At 38.9% G+C, this 24826-nt stretch carries 26 protein-coding genes; 20 read left to right on the forward strand and 6 right to left on the reverse strand.

Annotated elements, in window-relative coordinates; genetic code table 11:
* Positions 1-5 precede the first annotated feature (5 nt).
* The 8 genes from AN957_RS05400 to AN957_RS05435 all read left to right on the forward strand — a co-directional run bounded on the left by AN957_RS05400 (position 6) and on the right by AN957_RS05435 (position 6329).
* Complete coding sequence (locus tag AN957_RS05400) at positions 6-719, forward strand: sugar isomerase domain-containing protein (protein ID WP_053478921.1); 714 nt, start codon at positions 6-8, stop codon at positions 717-719.
* A gap of 22 nt (positions 720-741) precedes the next feature.
* The gene (locus AN957_RS05405) at positions 742-1011 is read left to right on the forward strand and encodes a phosphocarrier protein HPr (protein ID WP_053478920.1); all 270 of its coding nucleotides are present in this window, start codon (positions 742-744) and stop codon (positions 1009-1011) included.
* Positions 1005-2228 carry a GNAT family N-acetyltransferase gene (locus tag AN957_RS05410; protein ID WP_231690189.1) on the forward strand — a complete coding sequence of 408 codons (1224 nt, stop codon included), beginning with the start codon at positions 1005-1007 and terminating at the stop codon, positions 2226-2228. Before AN957_RS05405 ends, AN957_RS05410 begins: the two co-directional genes overlap by 7 nt.
* Positions 2229-2428: 200 nt before the next feature.
* Positions 2429-2740 carry a PTS sugar transporter subunit IIB gene (locus AN957_RS05415; protein WP_053478919.1) on the forward strand — a complete coding sequence of 104 codons (312 nt, stop codon included), beginning with the start codon at positions 2429-2431 and terminating at the stop codon, positions 2738-2740.
* A 14-nt stretch (positions 2741-2754) separates the two neighbouring features.
* Complete coding sequence (locus tag AN957_RS05420; protein ID WP_053478918.1) at positions 2755-3075, forward strand: PTS lactose/cellobiose transporter subunit IIA; 321 nt, start codon at positions 2755-2757, stop codon at positions 3073-3075.
* Positions 3076-3113: 38 nt separating this feature from the next.
* Positions 3114-4421: a PTS sugar transporter subunit IIC gene (locus tag AN957_RS05425; RefSeq protein ID WP_379998298.1), complete on the forward strand. Its 1308-nt coding sequence runs from the start codon at positions 3114-3116 to the stop codon at positions 4419-4421.
* Position 4422: 1 nt separating this feature from the next.
* Positions 4423-5514 carry a DUF871 domain-containing protein gene (locus tag AN957_RS05430; protein ID WP_056682758.1) on the forward strand — a complete coding sequence of 364 codons (1092 nt, stop codon included), beginning with the start codon at positions 4423-4425 and terminating at the stop codon, positions 5512-5514.
* A 110-nt stretch (positions 5515-5624) separates the two neighbouring features.
* On the forward strand, positions 5625-6329 hold the full coding sequence (locus AN957_RS05435; RefSeq protein ID WP_142108084.1) for a glucosamine-6-phosphate deaminase: 705 nt from the start codon (positions 5625-5627) through the stop codon (positions 6327-6329).
* A 233-nt stretch (positions 6330-6562) separates the two neighbouring features.
* Here the strand turns inward: AN957_RS05435 and AN957_RS05440 are convergent, their stop codons facing one another.
* Complete coding sequence (locus AN957_RS05440; RefSeq protein ID WP_053478915.1) at positions 6563-7900, reverse strand: uracil-xanthine permease family protein; 1338 nt, start codon at positions 7898-7900, stop codon at positions 6563-6565.
* 297 nt (positions 7901-8197) lie between these two features.
* On the opposite strand from AN957_RS05440, the gene AN957_RS05445 reads away from it, so the two are divergent.
* The 3 genes from AN957_RS05445 to cyoE all read left to right on the forward strand — a co-directional run bounded on the left by AN957_RS05445 (position 8198) and on the right by cyoE (position 10872).
* Positions 8198-9175 (forward strand): aromatic ring-hydroxylating dioxygenase subunit alpha, encoded by a 978-nt coding sequence (locus AN957_RS05445; protein WP_053478914.1) that lies wholly within the window; start codon positions 8198-8200, stop codon positions 9173-9175.
* A 136-nt stretch (positions 9176-9311) separates the two neighbouring features.
* Positions 9312-9674, forward strand: a complete 363-nt coding sequence (locus tag AN957_RS05450) for a hypothetical protein (protein ID WP_053478913.1) — start codon at positions 9312-9314, stop codon at positions 9672-9674.
* Positions 9675-9939: 265 nt separating this feature from the next.
* Positions 9940-10872 carry a heme o synthase gene (gene cyoE, locus AN957_RS05455; protein ID WP_056682759.1) on the forward strand — a complete coding sequence of 311 codons (933 nt, stop codon included), beginning with the start codon at positions 9940-9942 and terminating at the stop codon, positions 10870-10872.
* A gap of 48 nt (positions 10873-10920) precedes the next feature.
* On the opposite strand, the gene AN957_RS05460 is transcribed toward cyoE, so the two are convergent.
* On the reverse strand, positions 10921-11280 hold the full coding sequence (locus tag AN957_RS05460) for a DoxX family protein (RefSeq protein ID WP_056682762.1): 360 nt from the start codon (positions 11278-11280) through the stop codon (positions 10921-10923).
* Between the two features lie 165 nt (positions 11281-11445).
* Here AN957_RS05460 and hemG point away from each other — a divergent pair, with 165 nt between their 5' ends.
* Positions 11446-12831 (forward strand): protoporphyrinogen oxidase, encoded by a 1386-nt coding sequence (gene hemG / locus AN957_RS05465; RefSeq protein WP_053478910.1) that lies wholly within the window; start codon positions 11446-11448, stop codon positions 12829-12831.
* 13 nt (positions 12832-12844) lie between these two features.
* Here the strand turns inward: hemG and AN957_RS05470 are convergent, their stop codons facing one another.
* The 4 genes from AN957_RS05470 to AN957_RS05485 all read right to left on the reverse strand — a co-directional run bounded on the left by AN957_RS05470 (position 12845) and on the right by AN957_RS05485 (position 15523).
* The gene (locus AN957_RS05470) at positions 12845-14074 is read right to left on the reverse strand and encodes a CynX/NimT family MFS transporter (protein WP_056682765.1); all 1230 of its coding nucleotides are present in this window, start codon (positions 14072-14074) and stop codon (positions 12845-12847) included.
* Positions 14075-14202: 128 nt separating this feature from the next.
* Positions 14203-14586 (reverse strand): DUF1360 domain-containing protein, encoded by a 384-nt coding sequence (locus tag AN957_RS05475; protein ID WP_053478908.1) that lies wholly within the window; start codon positions 14584-14586, stop codon positions 14203-14205.
* A 102-nt stretch (positions 14587-14688) separates the two neighbouring features.
* The gene (locus AN957_RS05480; protein WP_245637763.1) at positions 14689-15159 is read right to left on the reverse strand and encodes an endolytic transglycosylase MltG; all 471 of its coding nucleotides are present in this window, start codon (positions 15157-15159) and stop codon (positions 14689-14691) included.
* Positions 15140-15523: a hypothetical protein gene (locus AN957_RS05485; RefSeq protein ID WP_053478907.1), complete on the reverse strand. Its 384-nt coding sequence runs from the start codon at positions 15521-15523 to the stop codon at positions 15140-15142. Before AN957_RS05485 ends, AN957_RS05480 begins: the two co-directional genes overlap by 20 nt.
* 311 nt (positions 15524-15834) lie before the next feature.
* Here AN957_RS05485 and AN957_RS05490 point away from each other — a divergent pair, with 311 nt between their 5' ends.
* The 8 genes from AN957_RS05490 to AN957_RS05525 all read left to right on the forward strand — a co-directional run bounded on the left by AN957_RS05490 (position 15835) and on the right by AN957_RS05525 (position 24789).
* Positions 15835-17169, forward strand: a complete 1335-nt coding sequence (locus AN957_RS05490) for a YjiH family protein (RefSeq protein ID WP_056687059.1) — start codon at positions 15835-15837, stop codon at positions 17167-17169.
* Between the two features lie 197 nt (positions 17170-17366).
* Entirely contained in the window at positions 17367-18353 is a 987-nt protein-coding gene (locus tag AN957_RS05495; protein WP_056682768.1) for a diaminopimelate dehydrogenase, read from the forward strand.
* Between the two features lie 158 nt (positions 18354-18511).
* The gene (locus tag AN957_RS05500; RefSeq protein WP_053478905.1) at positions 18512-19963 is read left to right on the forward strand and encodes a PstS family phosphate ABC transporter substrate-binding protein; all 1452 of its coding nucleotides are present in this window, start codon (positions 18512-18514) and stop codon (positions 19961-19963) included.
* A gap of 248 nt (positions 19964-20211) precedes the next feature.
* Positions 20212-21369 (forward strand): ABC transporter substrate-binding protein, encoded by a 1158-nt coding sequence (locus tag AN957_RS05505; protein ID WP_053478904.1) that lies wholly within the window; start codon positions 20212-20214, stop codon positions 21367-21369.
* A 106-nt stretch (positions 21370-21475) separates the two neighbouring features.
* Entirely contained in the window at positions 21476-22351 is an 876-nt protein-coding gene (locus AN957_RS05510; protein ID WP_053478903.1) for a branched-chain amino acid ABC transporter permease, read from the forward strand.
* A gap of 12 nt (positions 22352-22363) precedes the next feature.
* A complete protein-coding gene (locus AN957_RS05515; protein WP_053478902.1) occupies positions 22364-23341 on the forward strand; it encodes a branched-chain amino acid ABC transporter permease in 978 nt (325 codons plus the stop codon).
* A complete protein-coding gene (locus tag AN957_RS05520; protein WP_053478901.1) occupies positions 23313-24086 on the forward strand; it encodes an ABC transporter ATP-binding protein in 774 nt (257 codons plus the stop codon). The genes AN957_RS05515 and AN957_RS05520 overlap by 29 nt, the downstream gene beginning before the upstream one ends.
* The gene (locus AN957_RS05525) at positions 24079-24789 is read left to right on the forward strand and encodes an ABC transporter ATP-binding protein (RefSeq protein ID WP_053478900.1); all 711 of its coding nucleotides are present in this window, start codon (positions 24079-24081) and stop codon (positions 24787-24789) included. The genes AN957_RS05520 and AN957_RS05525 overlap by 8 nt, the downstream gene beginning before the upstream one ends.
* The last annotated feature ends 37 nt before the right edge of the window (positions 24790-24826 follow it).

Below are 24826 nucleotides of genomic sequence, written 5' to 3' on the forward strand. Positions count from 1 at the left end.
AGGGTATGAAGTCTTATTTCGCAGAGATTCAGCGCCTCTTGAGTAAAGTAAGCGAGCAGGAACAAAGACAAATTGAAAGCGCTTCAAAAATAATTGTAGAGTGTTTTCAAAACGGGGGAATTCTCCAAATATTTGGATGCGGCCATTCCCATCTATTGGCTCAGGATACTTATTATCGAGCAGGAGGGCTTGTTCCTATACGTCCAATTACCATTGAACCATTAATGCTTCATTATGGTGCGTTAACATCTTCAAAAAATGAAAAGGACCCGGCTTTTATAAAAAATCATCTTGAGAACTTTGAATTTAAGAAAAAGGATGTCCTTATTGTTATATCAACCTCAGGCTGTAATCCTGTACCAATCGATGTTGCCCTATTAGGGAAAAAAGCTGGGATTACAGTTATATCCCTTCAATCATTAGAGTACATGGAGCAGCTTACACGACATGAAAGCGGGCACCGTTTAGAAGAAGTCGTTGACCTCGTATTAAATTCACATATACCAGTTGGCGATGGGATACTAAGCCTTCAAGGTGTACAGTATGGGCCGGCCTCTACTGTAATCGGTTCTGCTATCTTGCATGCATTATTTAGCCAAGTTATAGAGTCTCTTGATATGGATAGATTGCCAGTATTTCAGAGTGCAAACGTATCAGCTAATCAATCGGCTAATCTTGCACTAATTAATCAGTACAAAGACCGCATTGATTTTGACTAATGATTAAGAAGGAGGTTTTTTCATGGAAAAGAGATTTAAAATTACGGCACAGGAAGGTCTTCATGCGAGACCCTGTACCTTGTTAGTGACGGCAGCCTCATCCTTTTCATCAGATGTCCAGCTTACTCATAATGAAACAACTGTAAACTTAAAATCAATCATGGGTGTGATGGCACAAGGCATTTCTCCGGGAGCGCTTGTCACAATATCTGCTAAAGGAGAAGATGAGGGGGCAGCTATAAACAGGGTGACAGAAGTTATAACCACAGAAGGAATTGGAGAGGAATGCTAGAGTTTCCAGCTTCGAAAGGGGCAAATGGGTTGAATAGTGAAATAGAAATTAAGCTTTTATCACAAGAAGATGAAGAACAGGCACATCGATTAAGAGATTATTGCTTCCCTACTAAATATACGGGGGCACGTCGTGATGATTTTCAATATTGGGTTCGGCATAGTACGGCCATAGGCGCATATGATAAGGAGAATTTGGTAGGAAAGCTCCTAATATTGCCATTAAATATAACGGTGCATGGAGTCAATTATAAAATGGGCGGGATGGGATTCGTAGCAACATATCCAGAATATAGGAATGAAGGGACAATGAAGAAGCTAATTGTCAGATCGTTAGCTGAGATGCGGAAAAATAATCAAGCTATATCTGTCTTAGCCCCCTTTTCTGTCTCATTTTACCGTCATTTTGGCTGGGAGTTATTTTTTGATAAACTGCATTATTCCATACCAAAAGAATCCTTCCCGCAATTTCCTATTCAGTCAAATAGGATGAAACGGTTTAGCTTCGAATGGATGGATGAAGAAGGCTATAGTAAGATCCAGCAATTTCATAATGAACATGCCTTGAAGACGAATGGAGGAATGCAAAGAGATGCTGCATGGTGGCAGAGACTTGCTAGAAGAGAGCCAGATAGCCATTTTGCTTATTACACGAAAGGAGATTCTATAGCTGGTTATATTCGCTATGAAATAAAGGATTTAACATTTTTTATTAGGGACTTTGTTACGGATGGAATTCAGGCTGAGCAGTCCCTTTGGAATTTTATATCATCCCATCAGGCAAGTGTGCATGCCATTAAAGGGGCAACTTCTGCTGCGAGTCATTTTGGCTTTCAATTTGTCCAGCCGCAATTTAAAAAAGAAATTACGCAGGATGTAATGATTAGGATTGTTGATGTATATGCTTTTCTTAAGAAGTATGCATGGGAGCATTATGAGCATTCATTATATTTGAGGGTTCAAGATCCTTTTGCCCCCTGGAATGAATGTTTATTTCACATCTCGAAAGATAGGGAGATAGAGATTGTTAAAGATAGATTGATTGAAAAGCAGCATGTTTTATCATTGCCAATTACGATATTATCCGCAATGATGGCAGGATATTTATCGGTAAGTGAGGCACTGCGATATGCGAATCATCCGGTAAGAAAAGAAGAGGAGGAAAATTGGAAGTCGGCACTTCCAACTAACCCTCCTGTCTTTTATGAATATTTTTAGAACCACAAAAAAATTTATCTTTTTTTGTGGACTATACCAGTTCACATTAAGATCAGGATTTACAGTCATTTACCAACTAGTCCAATTTTTTCATAGAACAAAATAGAATGAATATACTGAAAAATAGATTGTGGTATATACCAATAGATGATATTCTCAATCTAAGAAAGCGATTACAACAATCAAGGGGGCGTTTGAACATGAAACGTATAATGTTAGTTTGCGCAGCAGGAATGAGCACAAGTTTACTCGTAACAAAAATGCAAAAAGCAGCTGAGGAGCAAAATATAGAAGCTGATATTTTTGCGATCTCAGAAAGTGAGGTTGATAAAAACCTAGGAAGTAAAGATGTAGATGTGCTCTTACTTGGGCCGCAAGTACGCTATTTAAAGAGTTCTTTTGAAACAAAATATAAAGATAAGCATTTTCCAATAGATGTTATTAATATGGCAGACTATGGAATGATGAATGGGGCTAATGTCTTGAAGCATGCCCTCGGGTTAATTGGATAAGGAGTGGATACAAGATGGAAGAGTCAGAGTTAATGCAAGCAATTATGGGACTGATCCTGCATAGCGGAAACACAAAGAGCGATTGTATGGAAGCCATACAGCTTGCAAAAAAAGGAGAAATTGCCGCAGCTAAAGAAAAAATAGAGCTGGCTAATCAGTCACTTGTAGAAGCACATCATTCCCAAACAGCATTGCTGACACAAGAAGCTCGAGGGGAAAAAGTAGAAGTGTCGATGATGTTAATTCATGCACAGGATCATTTGATGAATTCAATTACTTTTCGTGATTTAGCAAAAGAAATAATTGAATTATATGAAAGATTGGAAAAGGAATAACATCTAATTAGATGTTAGCCATATAAAATTTAAAAGGAGTGTTGGGAATGTTCGGTTTTTTAGAAAGAAGGTTTGTACCTGTTGCAGCACGAATAGGCAATCAGCGTCATTTAGTGGCTATTCGTGATGGCTTTATTGCAATCATGCCACTGACAATTGTTGGTTCCTTTGCAGTATTAATAAATAGCCTGCCCATTAAAGCGTATCAGAACCTCCTTGATTCCATTTGGGATCATGCAACATGGACACAGTGGGGAGGGAATATGTGGGGAGCGACATTCGGGATTATTTCCCTTTTGCTATCCTTCACGATTGCTTATAACTTAGCTAAAAGCTATGACAAGGACGGCCTTTCGGCAGGTGTAATTGGTTTTGCAAGTTATATGACATTTGGAACATTTGGAGAAGGTGGTCTATCAGGGCTGACAACAGGAACCGGTGGTATATTTGTTGCAATTATCATTGCTTTACTTTCTTCAGAGCTATTTTCTCGATTATCAGGCAATCGCCGCTTATTGATTAAGATGCCTGACAGTGTACCTCCAGCTGTTTCGAAGTCATTCGCTGCTTTGCTGCCAGCAATGATCACGATTGCTGCATTTGCATTAGTTCGTACGATCATTTCAGCAGGCTTCAATATTCCAGATATTATAGGTTCATTCTATACAGCGGTTCAAGAACCATTTATGGGGTTAACGAATACATGGCTTGCCGCATTGATTCTTGCATTCATCCCTGCATTCCTTTGGACTTTTGGTGTTCACGGGGCTAACATCATCGATCCATTTATGCAAACAATTAATCTTCCAGCAATTGATGCGAACGTTGCCGCACTTTCTGCAGGAGAAGTAGCTCCGTATATTATTAATAAACCATTTTTTGATGCCTTTGTTAATATGGGTGGATCAGGCACAACTATCTCATTAATTATCGCAATGTTCATAATAGCAAGAAGAAATAAACATTATCTCACGGTTGGAAATTTATCCGCTGGACCAGGTCTTTTTAATATTAATGAGCCTTTACTTTTTGGGCTTCCAATCGTATTGAATCCAGTATTATTTATCCCGTTTATTTTGACGCCAATGGTTAATGTCTCTATTGCTTATTTTGCAACAAAAGTGGGGCTGGTACCAGCTGCAACCATTGCTGCACCTTGGACAACGCCGCCAGTCATTAATGGTTTCCTAGTTACCCAATCCTGGCAGGGAGCAGTATTAAGTGTTGTTCTAATTGTAGTTGCGGTCTGCATTTATCTGCCGTTTGTTGCCATGGCAAACAAAGCTGCGAAGACAGGAAAATCAAAAGACAATCATATCGAATCGTCTAGTAACCTGAGGGCATAAGATGAAGAGATTAGGAATTTCTATTTATTCTCAGCATGGTACGTTAAATGACATAAAGGAATATATGGAGCTGGCACATGCGAACGGTTTTGATCGAATATTTACCTGCTTAATGTCTTTAAAAAATGATGAACAGAGAGAAAAGCTTCAGCAGCTTAATCAATTCGCGCATACACTTGGATTTGAAATTTTTGCAGATGTTGCTCCGGCAGTCTTGGAGGAAATTGGATTAACCTTCCGGGAAATTTCGCAGCTGAAGGAATCCTATCATCTAGATGGCTTGCGATTAGATATGGGTTTTTCAGGCCAGGAGGAAGCTCTCATGTCTCTGGATGCTTCGAATATGAAAATAGAACTAAATTGCAGCAATGGGACGAAGTACGTGGAAAATGTCTTGTCTTATAAGCCGAATCTAGAGAATATTGTTGGCTGTCATAACTTTTATCCAAGGAAGTATACTGGGCTTTCACGCAGTCATTTTATCAAAAGTTCTATGCTTTTTAAGAAGAATCATATTCGGACAGCAGCGATGATTTCTTCAAAGGATGCGAAATTTGGTCCTTGGGAAGAGACGCCATATGGCTTGCCGACATTAGAGGAACATCGTCACCTGCCAATTGTTGTTCAAGCGAAGGATCTATGGCACACGGGTTTGATCGATGATTTAATCATTGGAAATATGTATGCTTCGAGGGAAGAAATCGAGGCGTTGGGGCGTTTGAATCGCAATAAGCTTGAGATAAGAGTTGAAACATTCCCTCTGACAAGTTCATTAGAAAACAAAGTGATATTCGATGAACCACATTTTAATCGAGGCGATGTATCTGAATATGTCATTCGAAGTACACAGCCGCGAGTAAAATATAAAAATGGTTCCTTTCCGCCTCATGATACTCGGAATATAGAGAGAGGGGATATCACAATAGATAATGATTTAGACATCCGCTATAAAGGGGAGCTGCAAATCGCTTTAAAAGCTATGTCAAATGCAGGCTGTACAAATGTTGTAGCGAAAGTAGTTCCCGAGGAACGCTATTTACTCGATCAAATCGAGCCATGGGAATCATTCAGTTTTGAAAAAATAGATGATTAAGAGGCTAATAGGGGATTGAGCACATGTTTGATTGCTCAATCCTTTTTAATGTATTATGGAATACATATGTAGCACTATTATGAATTAATTCAAGATATTGGAAGGAGAGAGTGGCAATAAAACTAGAAATCATTCAAAATCAAGAAGAATTGTATAATCGGGCAGTTGACATCATTTTTAATTTTTTAAAGAATGGTGCAACAACTTACGGATTAGCAACGGGTGGGACAATGCTTCCGCTTTATGAGTGTTTAAGAAACAGCAAATTAGATTTTTCTCATTGTCGAAGTGTCAATTTGGACGAATATGTAGGTATTCCAAAAGGGCATCCAGAAAGCTATCATTCTTATATGAAAAGGCAGCTTTTTGATGCGAAGCCGTTTAAAGTAACATTTATACCTAATGGAGAAGCGCAAGATATTCGAAAAGAAGCGAATGATTATGAAGAATTATTAAAATCATTAACGGTTAACCTGCAAATTGTAGGTGTGGGTGAGAACGGCCATATCGGTTTCAACGAACCGGGAACATCGTTTGATAGTGAATCACATGTTGTTGAACTTGCTGCATCAACAAGGGAAGCCAATGCACGGTTTTTTGATTCAATTGAAGAGGTGCCAAAAATGGCTATTACGATGGGAATCTCCACCATCCTTCGTGCTGAGTGTATTCTGCTAATAGCCATTGGTGAGAAAAAAAGATTTGCATTGGAGGCATTATTAAAAGGGGTAATTACGGAGGATATACCAGTAACAAGTCTCTTGCAGCATCCGAATGTAATCGTGTTAACTGATTTGAATATGGATGATATATGAATGGAAAAGACAAGCCCCTAGAAGCTTGTCTTTTCTTGAAAAATAAGAAAGTATTACTTTGGAGTTAGAGAATTGTCTAGCGCAAGCGTCCTATCGCCTATCAAACATCAGGTCTCCTCCGCAACGATTGCGTCAACATCGGTTCGCTATCGCAAACCGTGTTTCCATTATTGAAAGGATGAGCCCTTCTGCGCTAGTGCGGATGATCAAAGAACTTGCGCTTTTCTTCTGTTTTAATGAATTTCACCTGCGGCAACCGCTTTTTCGCGTTCCTTTGGAATGATCAGATTAAGAATAACCGTAGCAATCGCACCAACAGCTGTTCCTGAAGATAAAATATAATTTGCAAAGTCAGGTACACTATTTAAAAGCTCTTTAGGAAGAACAATCGTACCGATTGTCAATAGGATTGGCACGCCAATTACCATCATATTGCGGTCGTCGATCACTACATTTTGAATGACCTTTAATCCATTCATGACAATGGCCACACAAACAACACCGAATATTCCGTTGATGACTGGTTCCGGAACACATGTAATGACAGCAGATAATTTTGGAATTAAGCCTAAAGCCACAAGGATAATCCCTGCACTAATGATGGCCATTCTGCTCGCTACTCCTGTAATAGCGATAATTCCAGCATTGGAGGAATAACCAGTCATCGGTGTTCCGCCGAAAAGAGACCCGACGAAGCAGCCAATTCCTTCTCCGACAGATGCACGATTCAATCTTTTTTCATTTAATTCACTTCCAGTAACAGTTGAGACAACAAACCATGTGCCAGTTGTTTCAATTAAAATAACTAAATAGATAAATACCATTGTAAGGATGGCCTGTAAATCAAAAACAGGTTTTCCGAATGGGAAGAAGCTAGGAAGTGAAAACCAAGCTGCTTCTTTAACTGAGGAGAAATCCACTGAGCCAAAAAAGGAAGCAGTAATTGTTCCTGCGATAATGGCAAGGATAACGGAAACCAAGCGGAAGAATGTACCATATCCTTTTTTCTTACGGCCAAGAAGAATACAAGTAATTAAAACTGCTGCAGAAACAAATGCGATTAACACGTTGTGTCCAATATTTCCTGGTGCGCTATATATACTGTTAAATGCACTTGGCATTAATGAAATTCCGACAATCACTATAACTGTACCACCTACTAGAGGTGGGATAATCTTTTGTACAGCTTTTGCAAACCATTTCAGTGGGTATCCAAGGATGGCAATAATTAATGCACCCGGAAGAAGACTTCCAAATACGGCGCCCAATCCAAGCTTGCCACCGATTGCAGCCAATGCTCCAATTGGGACATATGAGGGTCCCTGAACTACCGGCAAGCGAAGGCCACCGATTGTTTGGATGAGTGTTGCAAGACCTGCTGCGAGAAAACACATTTGAATGAAAAAGGTCGTATTCATTGAATCTAATGCGAGTAAACCAGCTATGATAATAGGAGCAATATATAAATCCATTGCAAGTACATGCTGCATACCAAGTAAAAAAGCCTTTCCCCAACTAATCTTTTCGTCTACTCCTATTAGATTGTTCGTGTTTTGCTTGTTTTGTTCCACTGTATAAATCTCCTCCATTACTCGTTTTGGTTAATTTATGAAAGGGATAAAGCATAACAAAATATAGTGAAGCTATGTTAGGTCTTGAAATAACAGTAGATTACCTCGTTTATCGGAACGTAAACACTGTTTGTGTGTTAAAAACTATAATTGAATTATAAATAAGGATGTTGTAAATGTAAATATAAATTACGTACATTAATCAAAATAAATATTTCAACGTTCGTGTTTTTTGTTGACTTTAGAAGTTGTCCTCCATACAATAGAGATAAATGAACTACGGAGGGGAAGGTAAAAATGATTTTAGAAGATAATGTTTTACGCAGTGATTGGATTGTTGCTTGTAAATCTGCTGATATAAAAGAAGAGCCCGTGCAAGTTATCGTAATGGGTGAGAGAATCGTGCTCTTCCGAAATAAAGAGGGCATCCATATCTTTAAGGATCTATGTATTCATAGAGGAGCTGCACTCTCGCTTGGCTGTGTAAAAGATGGAAATCTGGTCTGTCCTTATCATGGATGGGAATATAATTCTGAAGGAACATGCACAAAAATTCCTCAGCTGCCAGAGGGAAGATCGATTCCATTAAAGGCGAAGGCGATTAAATACGCATGCAAAGAGGCATATGGATTTGTTTGGATTAATTTCAATAACAACAATCCGAAGTTTATTTCATATCCTGAATTTGCGGATGATAGCTACCGCAATGTATTGTGGGGCCCGCAAGAGGTACATGCCAATCCGCCAAGAATTGTTGAAAACTTTCTTGATGTTGGTCATCTATCATTTATACATGAAGGATTTCTTGGTGTACAGGAGCACCCGGTAATTGGAGATTACAATGTGAACACAGAGGAAGATCGGATTTTCTCCGATGAAATTGCTGTATTCCAGCCTGACCCAGATGGTACAGGACAATCCAAAGATGTTTACTACACCTATGAAATTGTCCGTCCTTTAACTGTTCGTTTCACAAAAAGGGATCCAGATACGGACAATAGGATGACGATTTTACTTACCATCCTTCCGGTTGCAGAAGGAAAGTCTATCGCCTATGGAATCATGTCATTTAACTATGAAACGGGTACGACTGACCAAGAAATTATTGATTTTCAAGATATGATTTTTGCTCAGGATAAGCCAATCGTCGAAAATCAGAAACCAGAGGATTTACCACTTGATCTGCAGGTAGAACTTTCTTTAAAATGTGACCGAATGAGTATTGCTTATCGTCAGTATCTTAAAAAACTAGGTGTATCACTCGGGACTGAATAACTATTTACTAATGACTCGTCATACGTATGGCGGGTCTTTATTATGAAGATTTTTAGGAGAATTTGTCGAAACTTGCAGTTTTATGTATAATAATAGTAAATATTTCAAATTAGGCGTAATCTTTGGAGGAAAAGACTTGGGTAAATTGTATGATTTTACTTTTGATAATGAGAAAGATACAATATATGTAAAATTGAGTGGATACTTTAAAGAAGAAGATGCCAAGGTATATATGAGTGAGTTTCAAACGATGGTAAATACGATTGATCCTTCGTGCTATAAATTAATAGTGGATGCTCGTGAACAAGAACCCGTTGAAAAGAATGTGATAGGGGATATTATTGCTGTCTTAAATATTTATTTAAGAGCAAAGTTTAAAAAGCTAGTTATTGTGAATCCAAATTCACAGATTTTAAAAAAACAAGTTGAAAACTGTGTAAAAGAAGTAAACTTTCAAGGGACATTTGTTTGTTCGCTGGAAGAGGCATACAACTTATAATAATGAGGAAAAGTGGGCTATATCACCCGCTTTTTTTATTTACAAAAATTTTGATGTGTTAAGAGTTCTTTTTAGAATACCTATCTGCAGGCATAAACTAGTAATGTATCAATATAGTTTATAGACTAGTATCTTCACCTTAAAAATTGGAATTAAAAAATATATAGAAATAACATCTTTTTAGTCGAATAAAAATGACTTTTTAAAGAAAATGAAGTAACATTGTATATGAATTTTTAAAACAAGTTCTTTGGGGAGGATATAGATGAATAAAGAAATAGCGCCATCTCCACAGAAGGCTGCTCTATCAAATAATCAAAATACTTCATCGTTGCTTACTGATCTTAGAGCACTTTTTAAAGCACCAGTTTTAATTGCTAATGTTCTGCCGGTTTTTAGCGGATTTTGGCTCGCTCTTTATTTTACTGGTACTTCTTTTATTGAACATTGGCCATTATTTTTGTTAACAATGATCGGAAGTACACTAGTCATGGCTGGTGCTCTCATTATAAATAATTGGTATGATGTGGATATTGATACGATTATGGACAGAACAAAGCATCGTCCAACCGTGACGGGGAATATCTCTTTAAAAGTAGTTTTGGCAATGGGGATTTCCCTTTCCATCATCGGATTTATCTTTTTGCTTTTTACAACTTTTGAAGCGGTCATCTATGCTTTTATTGGATGGTTCGTTTATGTTGTATTATATACAATGTGGTCAAAAAGAAAATACACATTAAATACGGTCATCGGCAGTGTTTCGGGAGCAGTTACGCCCCTGATCGGATGGACTGCCATCGAATCTGGTTTTCATTTAGTTCCAATCGTCTTATTCCTAATCCTCTTTATTTTTCAAATGCCGCATACGTTTGCTATTGCCATGAAGAAGCATAAAGAATATGAGGCGGCAAAGGTTGCAATGCTTCCAGTTGTATATGGATTTGAAATGACAAAACGGCAAATGGTTATTTACATCGCTTGCTTGCTTCCATTGCCATTTTTCCTAGCTTCTCTCGGAACAGTATTCATGGTGATTGCCACATTAATTAATCTCGGTTGGCTTGCTGTCAGTATAAGCGGATTTTTCACAAAAGATGACATGAAGTGGGCACAGGTAAATTTCCTGTACTCGGTTAATTATATTACGATCTTATTTGTGATGATGGTGATTGTTACGCTGCCTATATTTAATTAAAATATTTTTGAAAAAGGCTCAGTTAACTAGAACTGAGCTTTTTTGTATTTATGGACGTTTATAAAGAATGAAAAGTAGGACAATCATGATGATATCAAGCCTAGCATTAAAAGCAAATAGCATGAATCCGGTATGAAGGATTGGAATCTTTGTAAGCAGCAGTGCTGCAATCATAATGGTGATTAAAGGAATGGTCGCATTTTTCACCTGATTATTAGACAAGATAAGAATGCCGCAGAAAATCTCTATTAATGAAACGGCATACATCAGATAGAGAGGAAAAGGCAGCCCTAAACTGATAAAATAACTGCCTAGCTCATCACTTACTAATTTCATTACTCCAGAAGTTATAAAAACATAGGCAACAGAGTATCGAATCAAGTGAATCGTTGATAATTCGGTAGTCATGTACATCCCTCCTTTAAACAACTGTATGCATGGAGCAGGACAAACAATACAGGTTTTCGTGTGGGTCTCATAAGGAAAACGTCAAAAAATGTCCACGAAGTGTATCAAACATCTTATGGTATAATGAAGCGGTTGAATTCAGTATATAAATAGAGGTGTGCATATATGAAAACAGTCTTAGTCATTGGCGGAGGTGTAACTGGTTTATCCGCGATATATGAGTTACATAAGTGGAAGAAAGAAAACCAATCAGATGTGAGACTGATTCTTACAGAAGCCTCAAGTGACCTTGGAGGAAAAATACGAACGGTTAAGGAACACGGCTTTCTTATGGAAGCGGGAGCAGACTCTATCGTTACCCGAAAAGCAAATATGATGTCATTTATCGAAGAACTTGGTTTAGAAAGTGAAATTGTCTATAATGCTTCTGGCCGATCGTTCATTTACACAGATGGAGAAATAAAACCTATTCCAGCAGATGCTGTTTTTGGCATTCCTGCTAGTGTAGAATCTTTAGCAAAAAGCACGCTTATTTCTGCAGAAGGAAAAATAGAGGCATTAAAGGACTTTTATACGAAAAATGAAACATTTACGAAGAATGATTCCATAGGCGAATTTCTTGAGTTTTTCTTTGGAAAGGAATTAGTTGAAAAACAAATTGCACCAGTACTTTCCGGCGTGTATTCCGGAAAGCTTAGTGATTTAACCATCGCTTCTACTCTCCCGTATGTGTTTGATTATAAGGAAGAATACGGAAGCATTATCAAGGGCTTTGAAGCAAATAATAAGAAATTCCAAAGCGGCGGCGGACAAAAGTTTATTTCGTTTAGAAATGGATTAGGCGCACTCATAGATGCATTTGAAGAAAAGCTTGAACTAGCAGAAATCATTAAAAATATGGAAGCAAGAAAGATTGAAAGGGTCAACAATCGTTATCAAGTAACCTTTAATAATCAAGAAGTTGTTGAAGCGGACCATATCGTACTGGCTATCCCGCATTCAGCTGCTGAAAACTTGATTGATGACCAGACGATCAAAAGTGAATTTGCCACTTTAGAGAATAGCTCACTCATTAGTGTATACGTTGGCTTTGATGTACCTGATCATGTTCTTCCAGAGGATGGAACGGGATTTATCGCAGCGAACGATAATGAACTAAAGTGCAATGCTTGTACATGGACCAGCAGGAAGTGGGGGCATACTTCGGAAAATGGCCATTTATTAGTAAGACTATTTTATAAAAGTGTTCACTCTGCCTATGATTCATTAATGGATTTGAATGAAGAAGAATTGCTTCAAGTGGCGCTAGAGGATATTAGGAAAAGCCTGAAAATTCATGCTGAGCCAGTTTCTAGTCTAGTGACAAATTGGTCTGATCAAATGCCAAATTATTTAATTACCCATCGTCAAAGCGTTGAAACGCTAGAGAAAAAATTAGAAGTTGCTTATCCTGGAGTTACCCTTGCAGGCTGTTCGTACTATGGTGTTGGCATTCCTGACTGTATTGAAAATGGAGAAAAGACGGCAAAAAGAATTATTAAATTTTTATAAATAGAAGCCTCGACTAAGCAATCGTTGTCGAGGCTTCTTTTCTTTTTTGCTGAAGAACGTATTGATTACGGCCGGCGCCAAAACCGGCAAGAGTCATTAATAAGGACACAGCTCCTAATAGGATTAAAGGAATTGTCCATGAATGAAATAAATCAAATAAATAACCGATGAGAAATGGTCCAAGGGCAGCAAGCAAATAACCAACGCTTTGGGCCATGCCTGATAAGTCAGCAGCTTGTTTCGCATTTGCCGAGCGAAGCCCAATAAGGGTTAAGGAATGGCTAATGGCGGCTCCAAGGGCAACTCCAATGAAAATGATGCTAATGGTAGAAATGATGGGATTTCCGCTCGAAAGAAGACCAGCTAAGCCAATGAAACTAAAGGCACCAATTCCAAGTGCAATGCCCTTTTGATTCGGAAGTCGGTCTGCAAGAACAGGAATAATAAAGTTAGCAGGTAAACCAGAGAATTGAAGAAGTGTGACCATCCAGCCGGATGCAGAAATGCTCATGCCCTCACTATGAAGGATTTCAGGCAGCCAGGCGGTGAAGCTGAAATAAATCATGGATTGAAGACCCATGAAAAAGGTGACCTGCCAGGCAATAGGTGAGAGCCAAATAGATGAGTTTGTTGATTCTAAAGGGGGGAGTGTTACTGAGAACTTTTTGCTCTTTAATTGTGGAAGCCAAATTATAACCGCTATGAACACAAGAACGCTCCAAACTCCAAGAGACACTTGCCAGCCTAAATTCATTCCTTCAGCAAGCGGAGTGCTAAGCCCAGGAGCTACTCCTGCCCATAATCCCATGGAGAGAGTATAGATTCCTGTTAATAATCCCACCTTTTGAGGGAAGCTTCGTTTAACAATTCCAGGTAAAAGCACATTGCATATAGCGATGCCTAAGCCGATTAAGATCGTTCCAGTAAATAAAAAACCGAGCATTTCGATGGAGCGCGTGATAATGCCAGTCCCTAGAGTCAGTAAGCCAATAAGCACACACCATTCGTTGCCAATTTTCTCGGCAAACTTAGGGGTAAAAGGCGACATGATTGCAAAAGCAAGCAGCGGGAGAGTGGTAAGCAAACCAGCTAGCCCATTTGATATGCCAGTGTCAGTACGAATGGAGCCCACTAAAGGACCAACGGCAGTAATAGCGGGTCTTAAGGTGAAAGCGATGAAAATGATTCCTACCATTAGCAGTGTCTTTCCATTTTTTGTAGAACGAATATTCCCATTCAACATGTTTTCCCTTCAGCACCAGCCTTTCTTTATTCATCGTTTATGAAGTAGCTTTCCAAATTCTAGCATTTGAATAATTATAATGAATATTCTGTTATTTGTATAGGTCAAAATGGCGATATATGCAAATACTATTTCTTGCTTTGTTTAATTTTTTCATTATACATTTCTGTTTTCTTTATATTCACACCAACAAATGTTTCTAATATTGCTTGACCACCCGCAATCGAAAGAATAAAAATTAAGTATTTAGCAATGGAAGGAATCAAGATGTATATCAAGCCGAGAAGAATGGCGGACCATACCCCTGTACACCAGTAGCAAGTTAATAAATAGCCAATCATTGATTTAGGAACCTTTTTAATCTCATGAGCTTCCGTTTCTGTTTTCTTTAAAAACATATCTCTTAAAGGCTCAGCTATTTTATCAAAAACAATTAAATGTGTTAATCGATAACTGGCTAAGACAATCATAACAAAGGCCATCCATGATAATTCCACTAAGTAATCCTCCATTCGCAATACAATATATATATTAATTTTTCCTATTCGATTAATTCTAGCCAAGTAATAGCATGTAGAAGCATAAAAAAATGCAGCTGAATGTCAGCTGCATTTTTATTTGAATATCGTTTTTATAATTTGATCTTCCGTCATTCCACTTTCTAAATCATAAGATCCAGGACGTAACTTAGTTGATACACCACGTTTCTCAACTTCATTGAAAAACTCCTTAGCGCTTTTAATGATATGAGCTTTTTCAAGTGCCTTGCCAACATCGATACTTGTCATCCCTAAAGTCACTGTCAGCACGGTCCGGTAAACGACCTTTTCTTCATTTGGTTTCTTTTCGGCTTCTTTTTCGGCAGCAAGCTGCTTATTCCATTCTTCTTCAGTGTGAACGACAAACCCTTTTGATGCTAATAAGCTTATCATTTCGTCCTCTGACATTTTTGAGGTAACTGTCTTATTTTCTGTTGCTGTTGTTGTTTCATCTGAACCTAGGTAATAGACAGCCCCACACAAACCTGCTGCAATCATTAAACCTGCTGCAAAGCTGCGCATTTTCTCAGCCTTCATTTCCATCATTGCTCCTTTCGTCCTTTGTTTTTATATAAGGAGAAAGGAAGTTCTCTACCTCTTCTTTCGTTAGCTGTTTCTCTGTTGCAATGCTTTCAAATGAATATCCGCGTTTATGTAGATCAAGCATTTCTTTCAATAAAGTCCGAAGCTCAGGAGAATCTGCGAAAATCTTTGTTTCATGCACGATAATTTCCGTATCGAATTCAACATTGCGAATTTGCTGTTGCAGCTGGTTTACTTCGTCCATTATTGAAAAAGAAACCTGATCTATATGCTGCTCTAATTTTGCAGCGGATTGCTTTGTCTGAACAAACGATAATACAAGCAGAACGATAGCTGCCATGAATAAAATACCTAACATCCAACCCATCTGTTTATGACACTTCCTTACTTGAATCTATTATCTTGCAGTTTCCTATTATACATGGTTTTGATCAGGAATTCGATTTAAAAGATTAAAATAAAGCGATAGTCATGAGTTTATGTCAGAATTAGGGGAAGGTGGTATATTTTTAAGTATTTACTTTGAAACCATTCATAATTTTTTATGAGGAAAGAATCTAAATGATTGATAATTATAAAAATAACAATATTACATAATAAAAATTCTGAATTTTTAATATAAAATGAAAATAGTGACAATAAACTCATTATTAAAAGAGGAGGAAAACGGAAATGGGAATGGCAAATAAGCAAGAGTTTCAGTCAGAAGCAAAGGTTAGTACCCAGCATTCTAAGGGAATGTGGAAATTTTTTGTCTACAGTTTTATCGGTGCATTTATGTTTTTTGTACCTGTTACAATTAGTGGGAAAAATTCTATTTTGCTAGATCATATCGTCTCCTATATTCAGACAAATGCTTCGTCAGCTATGCCATACTATGCCTTGGTTGTGATAGCAGCCGGAGCTGTCTACCCATTTTTATCAGGAAAGTGGAAAAAGTCAGCTGTCGATGTTGTATTTTCTATCTTTAAAGCAATTGGGCTGATTGTTGGGCTGATGCTGGTGTTTAATATTGGGCCAGCCTGGCTGTTTGACCCAGATATGGGGCCGTTTTTATTTAATAAGCTTGTTATTCCTGTTGGATTACTTGTTCCAATTGGGGCTATTTTTCTTGCTTTACTCGTTGGATATGGACTTCTCGAATATGTTGGTATATTAATGAAACCGATTATGAGACCTGTTTGGAAAACTCCAGGGCGTTCAGCAATTGATGCAGTTGCTTCTTTTGTAGGCAGTTATTCCTTGGGATTACTTATTACAAATCGTATTTACAAAGAAGGAAAGTATACAGCGAAAGAAGCGGCTATTATAGCCACTGGTTTTTCTACCGTTTCAGCTACCTTTATGGTTGTCGTAGCGAAAACCCTGGGATTAATGGATATTTGGAATACTTATTTTTGGATTACACTCATTGTGACTTTTCTTGTAACAGCTGTAACCGTTAGAATCTGGCCTTTGTCCAAAATAAAAGATGAATACTACGTAGGCTCAACCCCACAGCCGGAAATAAAGGTGAAAGGAAATTTATTGGCGTCTGCCTGGAAAGAAGCGCAAGAAACCGTTGCTGATGCTCCAAGATTAATAGATAATATCTGGGTTAATATTAAAGATGGTCTTCTAATGGCTATGGCCATTCTTCCATCTATCCTATCGATTGGCCTATTAGGGCTGGTGCTTGCAGAGTTTACCCCGATCTTTGATTGGCTGGGTTACATCTTCTATCCATTTACTTGGGCACTGCAGCTGCCAGATCCAATGCTTGTAGCGAAGGCAAGCTCTCTTGGAATTGCAGAAATGTTCTTGCCAGCAATGCTTGTAACGGAATCAGTATTAGTGGTAAAGTTTGTCATCGCTGTTGTGTCTGTTTCAAGTATTATTTTCTTCTCTGCCGTTGTCCCATGTATCGTATCAACAGAGATACCTCTTACAATTCCACAGCTTGTTGTCATTTGGGTTCAGCGTGTCATACTTACACTTATTATCGTTACACCGATTGCTTACTTGCTGTTGTAAACGAAAATGTCTGTCTTTGCTGTACGCAAATGTATGGCACTAGGCAGGCGTTTTTATTTGTCATTAAATGATTGTAATAAAGTGAAATTATGCTGAGAATTTTGAATTTCTTTTGTTGAGTAAAGTATTAAAAAAAGGTAACATAGAAAAATAGGAAACTAGTATCCTAGAATGAATCGAGATACGGGGGGAAAAAGATGAACAAACAAATAAAAATAGGAATTGTTGGCTATGGAAACCTTGGAAGAGGCGTAGTTTCAGCAATTGAACAAAGCAGCGACATGATAGTAGAGGGTATTTTTACTAGAAGAGCACCAGAAAGTATCTCTGTTAATAATCCTAATTTGAAAGTTTTGCATATTTCCCAAGCAGAAGCGTATAAGGACGAGATTGATGTAATGATATTATGCGGCGGTTCAGCTACAGATCTGCCAGAGCAAGGTCCACAATTTGCGAGAGCTTTCAACACTGTGGATAGTTTTGATACGCATGCGAAAATACCTGAATATTTCGATTCAGTAGATAAAGCAGCGAGAGAAAACGGCAAGACAAGTATTATTTCTGTCGGCTGGGACCCAGGTCTATTCTCAATTAATCGCTTAATGGCCGAGGCTATTCTGCCAGCTGGTGAAACATATACTTTTTGGGGAAATGGGGTTAGCCAAGGTCACTCAGATGCCATTCGCAGAATTGAAGGCGTAAAGGGTGCTGTGCAATACACCGTTCCGATTAAAGAAGCTGTTGAAAAAGTAAGAAGCGGGATAAATCCTGAATTATCTACAGCGGAAAAGCATCTTCGTGTTTGCTATGTAGTGACAGAAGAAGGGTATGATCAAGGAGAAATTGAAAAAGAAATTATAACCATGCCAAATTACTTTGCAGATTATGAAACAGAAGTGAATTTTATTTCCGAAGAGGAATTGAAGGAAAAGCATTCTAAGCTTCCGCATGGCGGATTTGTTATTCGTGGAGGGCAATCTGGGGAAGGCAACAAGCAAATTATTGAATTCTCATTGAACCTAGACAGCAATCCGGAATTTACATCAAGTGTGCTAGTTGCTTATGCGCGTGCGGCCTATCGTTTAAATAAAGAAGGTCAGGCTGGGGCGAAATCTGTGTTTGAAGTGCTCCCTGTGTATCTGTCGCCACAATCAGCAGAGGAATTAAGAAAAAACTTACTATAAATTATAATAAAACGAAGAAATTGTCACAGTTATCTGTGGCAATTTTTTTGCTCCAGTATCTATCTTTCGTTGAAGAAACTTCCATTTAATATTGTAATTAGTGATTATTTTGTGTAAAATTACACTAAATTATCTCTAGAAGAGGAAGTGCTTGTCTAATGAAGAAAGCTTGGATTTTACTGCTGTATTTTGGTTTCATTCCATTCGGCGTATCGTTTTTAACATTTGCATTAATGAGTGTTGGGCTGGATAAAGTAATGATTGCTTCAATGTTACCTCTTATTATTGGTGGGAGTGTAATTGGTTATTTTGTTGTACATAAGCAGAAACATAGGGATCAGCTGGGAGCATGGGTAAACATATTTTGTATCCCCATTGCATATACAGCTATTTTATGGGCTATTTTTATGGTGATTAGCAGTGGTTTTTATGGAGCAGATGCCTGGTTTATTTTTGCGATCTCCCATATAGCCTTTGCACCAATCTATTTTATGGCCTCATTCATGGGAGTAGGCAGTTTATTTATATGGGCACCAGCAGCATACGAGTTGTCATTTTTATTGGGAGCCCTTTTGGCAATTGTTTTAAGGAAAGAGCGTCCAGTATTCAAAAAGAAGCAATTGTTGGTGATTGTAGTCGTCTCATTCTTGGGTTTTGGAACGGGTGCAGCCATTCAATGGCAGCGGAGTCAAACGGTATTGCCATCATATGGCTTTGACTATGGTGGGGGATATTCAAGTACAGATTTAACACCTTATGAAGTAACAAATCCAAATAATAAGCTGCCTAATCTTGATTCACCTTCTGCATTTACGATAATGAATCAAAAGGATATGCCCGTTTTAGATGGTGCAGAAGCTGCGTTTCCAGTTTATTCCGCATTTGCAAATGTAACCTATGAAAATATCAGCAAAAGTAATGTAAGCGGAGAAAAAGTCACCTTTACAAATACGATCTATGCATACGAACGCCTGTTATCAAAAGATGTAGATATATACTTCGGCGCGGAGCCATCTGCGGAGCAGCTGAAAATGGCGGAAAGGGAAGGAAAAGAACTAGTAATGACACCGATTGGAAAAGAAGCGTTTGTGTTCTTTGTAAACCCTGATAATAAAATAGATAATCTAAGTGTTACTGAGATTCAAGGCATTTATTCTGGGAAAATTAAGAATTGGTCAGAACTTAAAGGGGAAAATGAAAGAATAATCGCTTTTCAACGGCCTAAAAATTCTGGGAGTCAAACGCTTTTGGAAAAAATTATGGGTGATAATGCCATAATGGAGCCGCTAAAGGAAGAAGTTCCGGCTGGAATGGGGGGAATAATGGAACAGGTAGCTGATTATCGAAATTATGATCATGCGATTGGTTTTTCCTTCCGCTTTTTTGCAACAGGAATGAATCCTAATCCTGATATTAAACTACTTGCCATCGATGGCATAGAACCTAGTCCTGAAAATATATCAAGTGGAAAATATCCGTTTACTGCTTCCTTGTATGCCATTACCTTGAAGGACAATCCAAATCCAGTGATCACCCCCTTTCTTGAGTGGATGACAGGTCCCGAAGGACAGCGGATCGTTGAAGAAATCGGATATATTAAACAACAATAAAACAATGAACACCATCGTTACATCTATCGTACCAGTAAGGATACTAGATCCTAAATTGTCGCTTGCGAGACACCAATCGCAGACAGTTTAGGGTTTTTTATTTTTCCAGGATGGACAAGAGTTAATATTATCGGGAAATAGCTTTAGGAAAATAATAGAAGAATTTGTTTACTTTTCAATAGTTTTGTACTTTAATAGTTATATGATTTTGAAAATTTATACTATTTGTGAAACTAGGGGGTTTGACAATGAAAATGAAGAAATTGTTTCAGTTCTCTGTATTGTCCAGCATGCTCATTTTGTCAGCATGCAGCGGCGGGGGAGAACAGGCAGCTGGGGAGAAAGAGGGAAAAGACGGAAGCGGCGGAGCAGTAAAAGCCGATATCGGAGTCGTTTCTTATATCAGCGGCCCTGGTGCAGCATATGGGGAAGCGATAACAAGCGGGCTTAAATTAGCACAGAAAGAGATAAATGCAAAGGGAGAAGTGGATATTAATCTCGTGATCGAGGACTCTGCAGGTAAGCAGGATCAAGCATTAACAGCTGCTCAAAAGCTAATAAACTCCGAAAATGTAACGGCAATTATTGGACCAACCCTTAGCACGGAAATGAATGTGGTCGGACCTGAGGCAGATTTAAGCGGCGTGCCAATTATGGGAACATCAACAACAGCTGATGGAATACCGCAAATTGGTGATTATGTCTTCCGGAACTCCATTCCAGAAGCATTGGCGATCCCTGCATCCATGAAGAAGGCGATTGAGAAATACGATGCGAAAAAAGTAGCGATCTTGTATGGGAATGATGATGTATTTACAAAGTCAGGCTTTGACACGATGAAAGAAGCTGCAGAAGACATGGGATTAGAAGTTCTAACAATCGAACAGTTCCAAAAAGGCCAATCTGACTATAATGCACAATTAACGAAAATTAAAGGCTTAAACCCTGATTTGATTCTTTGTTCGGCTCTTTATAATGAAGGGGCAGTTATTATGGATCAAGCCCGTAAAATGGGCATTGATGTACCGTTTGTAGGCGGAAATGGCTTTAACTCTCCAGAAGTCATCGAAATTGCGGGGGATGCGGCTGATGGATTAATCGTTGCAACACCATGGTATGGAGAAAAAGAGGATCCTAAAGTAAAGGAATTTGTTAGTAATTTCGAAAAAGAATACGGCAAAAAGCCTGACCAGTTCGCTGCGCAAGCCTATGATGCGCTATATATTATGGCAGAGGCGCTGAAAAATGCTGGTGAAGCAGATCGTGATGCTCTTCGTGATGCATTAGCAGAAGTAAAAGATTTTAAGGGAATCCTAGGGAATTTCTCCTTCGATGAAGAGGGAGATGTTGTAATGGATCCTACAGTATTAGTAATTGAAGATGGTGCATTTAAAATTTTTGAATAGTTATTTCTCATAAAGATACCATCAGCGAGTCTTAAAAAGTCCTCGCTGATGGTCATTTTTCCATATTCGAGGGATTGATAAAAATAGTGTAAGAAGGTGAGACAGCATGCTAATAGAACAATTAATCAATGGAATAACCCTTGGCAGCATTTATGCGATCGTTGCCTTAGGATTTACCCTTGTTTTCGGGGTACTTGGCATTATTAATATGGCACATGGCGAAATCTTTATGTTTGGTGCTTTTATCGGTGTCATTGTTACAACCTCCCTGCAATTGCCGCTTTGGCTGGGATTTCTGGCAGCAATCCTTATCACAGCCATCATGGGCTATATGCTGGAACGCTTTGCTTTAAGACCGCTACGCAGTAAGCAGGGGGTTTCGCATCTTGCCCCTTTAATAAGCACGATCGGTGTATCAATATTGCTAGAAAACCTTTCCCACCATCTATTTGGCGCAGGGAATCATCCATTTCGGGCTTCATTTGCAGAAATCAATTTTCAAATTGGTTCGATTACCATCTACTTAGTTCAAATTGTCATTTTTGTTATCTCAGTTATTTTGATGATGGGCCTTTCGTTCTGGCTAGGGAAAACGAAAGCTGGCAAGGCTTTGCGAGCGACTGCAGAAAACCTTGAGACAGCAAGCCTTCTTGGCGTTGATACGAAAAGAATGATTACGATGACTGTCATCATTGCATCAGCAATGGGGGGCATTGCCGGCATTCTTGTTGGGATGGCTTTTAACTCTGTTACTCCACAAATGGGATTATCAATGGGATTAAAGGGACTTGCGATCATCATCCTCGGTGGCATGGGCAATGTGAAAGGAGCGATGGCAGGTGGATTAATCCTTGGCTTGGCAGAAACCTTCATTGTTGTTTACGGAGATTCGGGCTACCGAGATGCAATTGCCTTCTTGGCCATTATCGTCATACTCCTGATTCGGCCTCAAGGATTGTTTGGCCAAAAAATTTCAACGTAAGAAGGTGAGCCTATGCTGGCAGAACTAATTAATCCATATCATTTTCAAGTTGCTTCCTTTATTCTGATTAATATCATTCTAGGAATCAGTGTATATATCACTTTGTCAACCGGGCAGCTATCACTTGCGAATGCAGGGTTTATGGGGATAGGGGCGTACACATCGGCTCTTTTGACCATACACTTTGATTTGCCCATAGTATTAGGAATTATTGCTGGTGCACTGGTAGCGGCATTATTAGGGATATTAATCGGAATCCCAACCCTTAGACTGCAAGGGGTTTATTTGGCAATAGTGACCCTTGGATTTGGAGAGGTCATCCGGGTTGTTTTTATCAACTGGGAATCATTAACGAAAGGGTCTGTGGGGATCTCAGGCATTCCGCATATTGGTCGGGAAATATTGCGAGTGCTAAAAGGCTTTGGGTTTGATCCAAAGGTTATCGGTTTACAGAATAACCAATTTATTTTTCTATCGATTTTTCTTCTTTTATTCATCATCACAATTGGCGTCATTTGGTTCTTTAGGAGACAGCATCGATCAAGAGTTGGAAGGGCCTTTGCGGCAATTAAGCTGGACGAAAAAGCGGCAGAATCGATGGGAATAAATATTACGTATTATAAGGTTCTTGCTTTTGCACAGGGAGCATTGCTTTCAGGGTTTGCTGGTGCACTCTATGCACATGTACTTGCTTACATAAGTCCTGCTGATTTTGCCTATCACAGGGCTGTAGAAATTTTAATCTTTGTTGTTTTTGGTGGCAGTGAAGTGATTTGGGGACCAATATTCGGTGCGTTCTTCTTAACTTTAATGCCAGAGGTTCTGCGATTTATTAGTGAATATCGCTATATGATCTATGGTCTAATTATTATTATTCTGATGGCAGTTCGTCCTCAAGGTTTGATTGATGTAAATCTTCTAAATTGGGTTAAGACAAAAGGGAAGAAAAGGGGGCAAAAGCATGGTACTGGAAATACAAAAAGTATGTAAAAACTTCGGCGGTCTTAGTGCAGTGTCTAATGTCTCTTTTACAATCAATAAAGGGGAAATTTTTGGGCTCATTGGACCGAACGGTGCGGGAAAAACGACGATGTTCAATTTAATTACATCCATGTTTCCATTAACTTCAGGCGACATTATCTTTTCGGGTCAAACGATTAATGGGCTTAAATCTCATCAAATCACGAAAAAGGGAATTTGCCGGACATTTCAAAATATCAGGCTGTTCCCACAAATGACAGCTCAAGAAAATGTCATGGTTGGGGAGCATTGCCGGACAAAATCCGGTGTGTTCAGAAGTGTTTTTGGGACGAAATTTCAGCGGAAGGAAGAAGCGAAAATCCGCAGTAAAGCAAATGAACTGCTCGAATTTGTTGGCTTGATGGATTATGGAGATGTTGCTGCTGAAAATCTGGCATACGGGCAGCAAAGAAGATTGGAAATCGCAAGAGCGATGGCAAGCGATCCGCAGCTGCTTCTGCTTGATGAACCTGCAGCAGGGATGAATGAAACAGAAACAAGTGATTTATTCCAGCTCATCAAAAAAATTCAATCCAAGGGGATCACCGTGCTGCTGATTGAACATGATATGCCGCTTGTGATGAAGCTATGTGACCGGATAGCCGTTCTTAATTTTGGAAAGAAAATCGCTGAAGGAACGCCTGCTGAAATACAGAATAATCCTGTTGTAATTGAAGCATACCTCGGAAGTGAGGAGGATGAGCTATATGCTTAAGGTAAGCGGCATTCATGCGTTTTACGGAAATATACAGGTACTAAAAAATATTGATCTGCAAGTGGAAGAGGGAAGTATAGTAACTATTCTTGGAGCGAATGGAGCAGGGAAAACAACGATGATGAAGACCGTTGCTGGACTATTAAAACCCCAGCAAGGAAAGATTGAATTTCTTGGGGAAGATGTAACTGGATTAAGACCGGATCAGCTATTACGAAAAGGCATTGCCCTTGTGCCAGAAGGACGGCAAATATTAGCAGGCATGACAGTCATGGAAAATCTGGAGATGGGGGCTTATCATCGGAAAGATAATGAAATTGGACAGGATCTAGAAAAAGTACTTGAGAGATTCCCCATTTTAAAAGAAAGAGAAAAACAGCTTGGGGGAACTTTGTCAGGGGGGCAGCAGCAGATGCTGGCGATAGCGAGAGCCATCCTAAGCCGGCCAAAGCTATTGCTGCTCGATGAACCGTCGATGGGACTTGCACCGCTCATTGTCGCAGATATTTTTAAAATTATCAAAGAAATTAATGAAGCAGGTACAACCGTTCTGCTTGTTGAACAAAATGCAAGGCAAGCGTTAAAAATATCAGATTACGGGTATGTGATGGAAATCGGAAAAATTGTTGCAGATGGGAAAGCAAAGGATTTGTTGAATGATCCACGGATTATGGAAGCGTACCTTGGGCGGAAGTCTAGTTAGTAATAGGTGTAAAAGCTAAGGTGGGTGTCAAATTTGT

This window comes from Cytobacillus solani, assembly GCF_001420595.1.
GTDB classification, from domain to species: Bacteria; Bacillota; Bacilli; order Bacillales; family Cytobacillaceae; genus Cytobacillus; species Cytobacillus solani.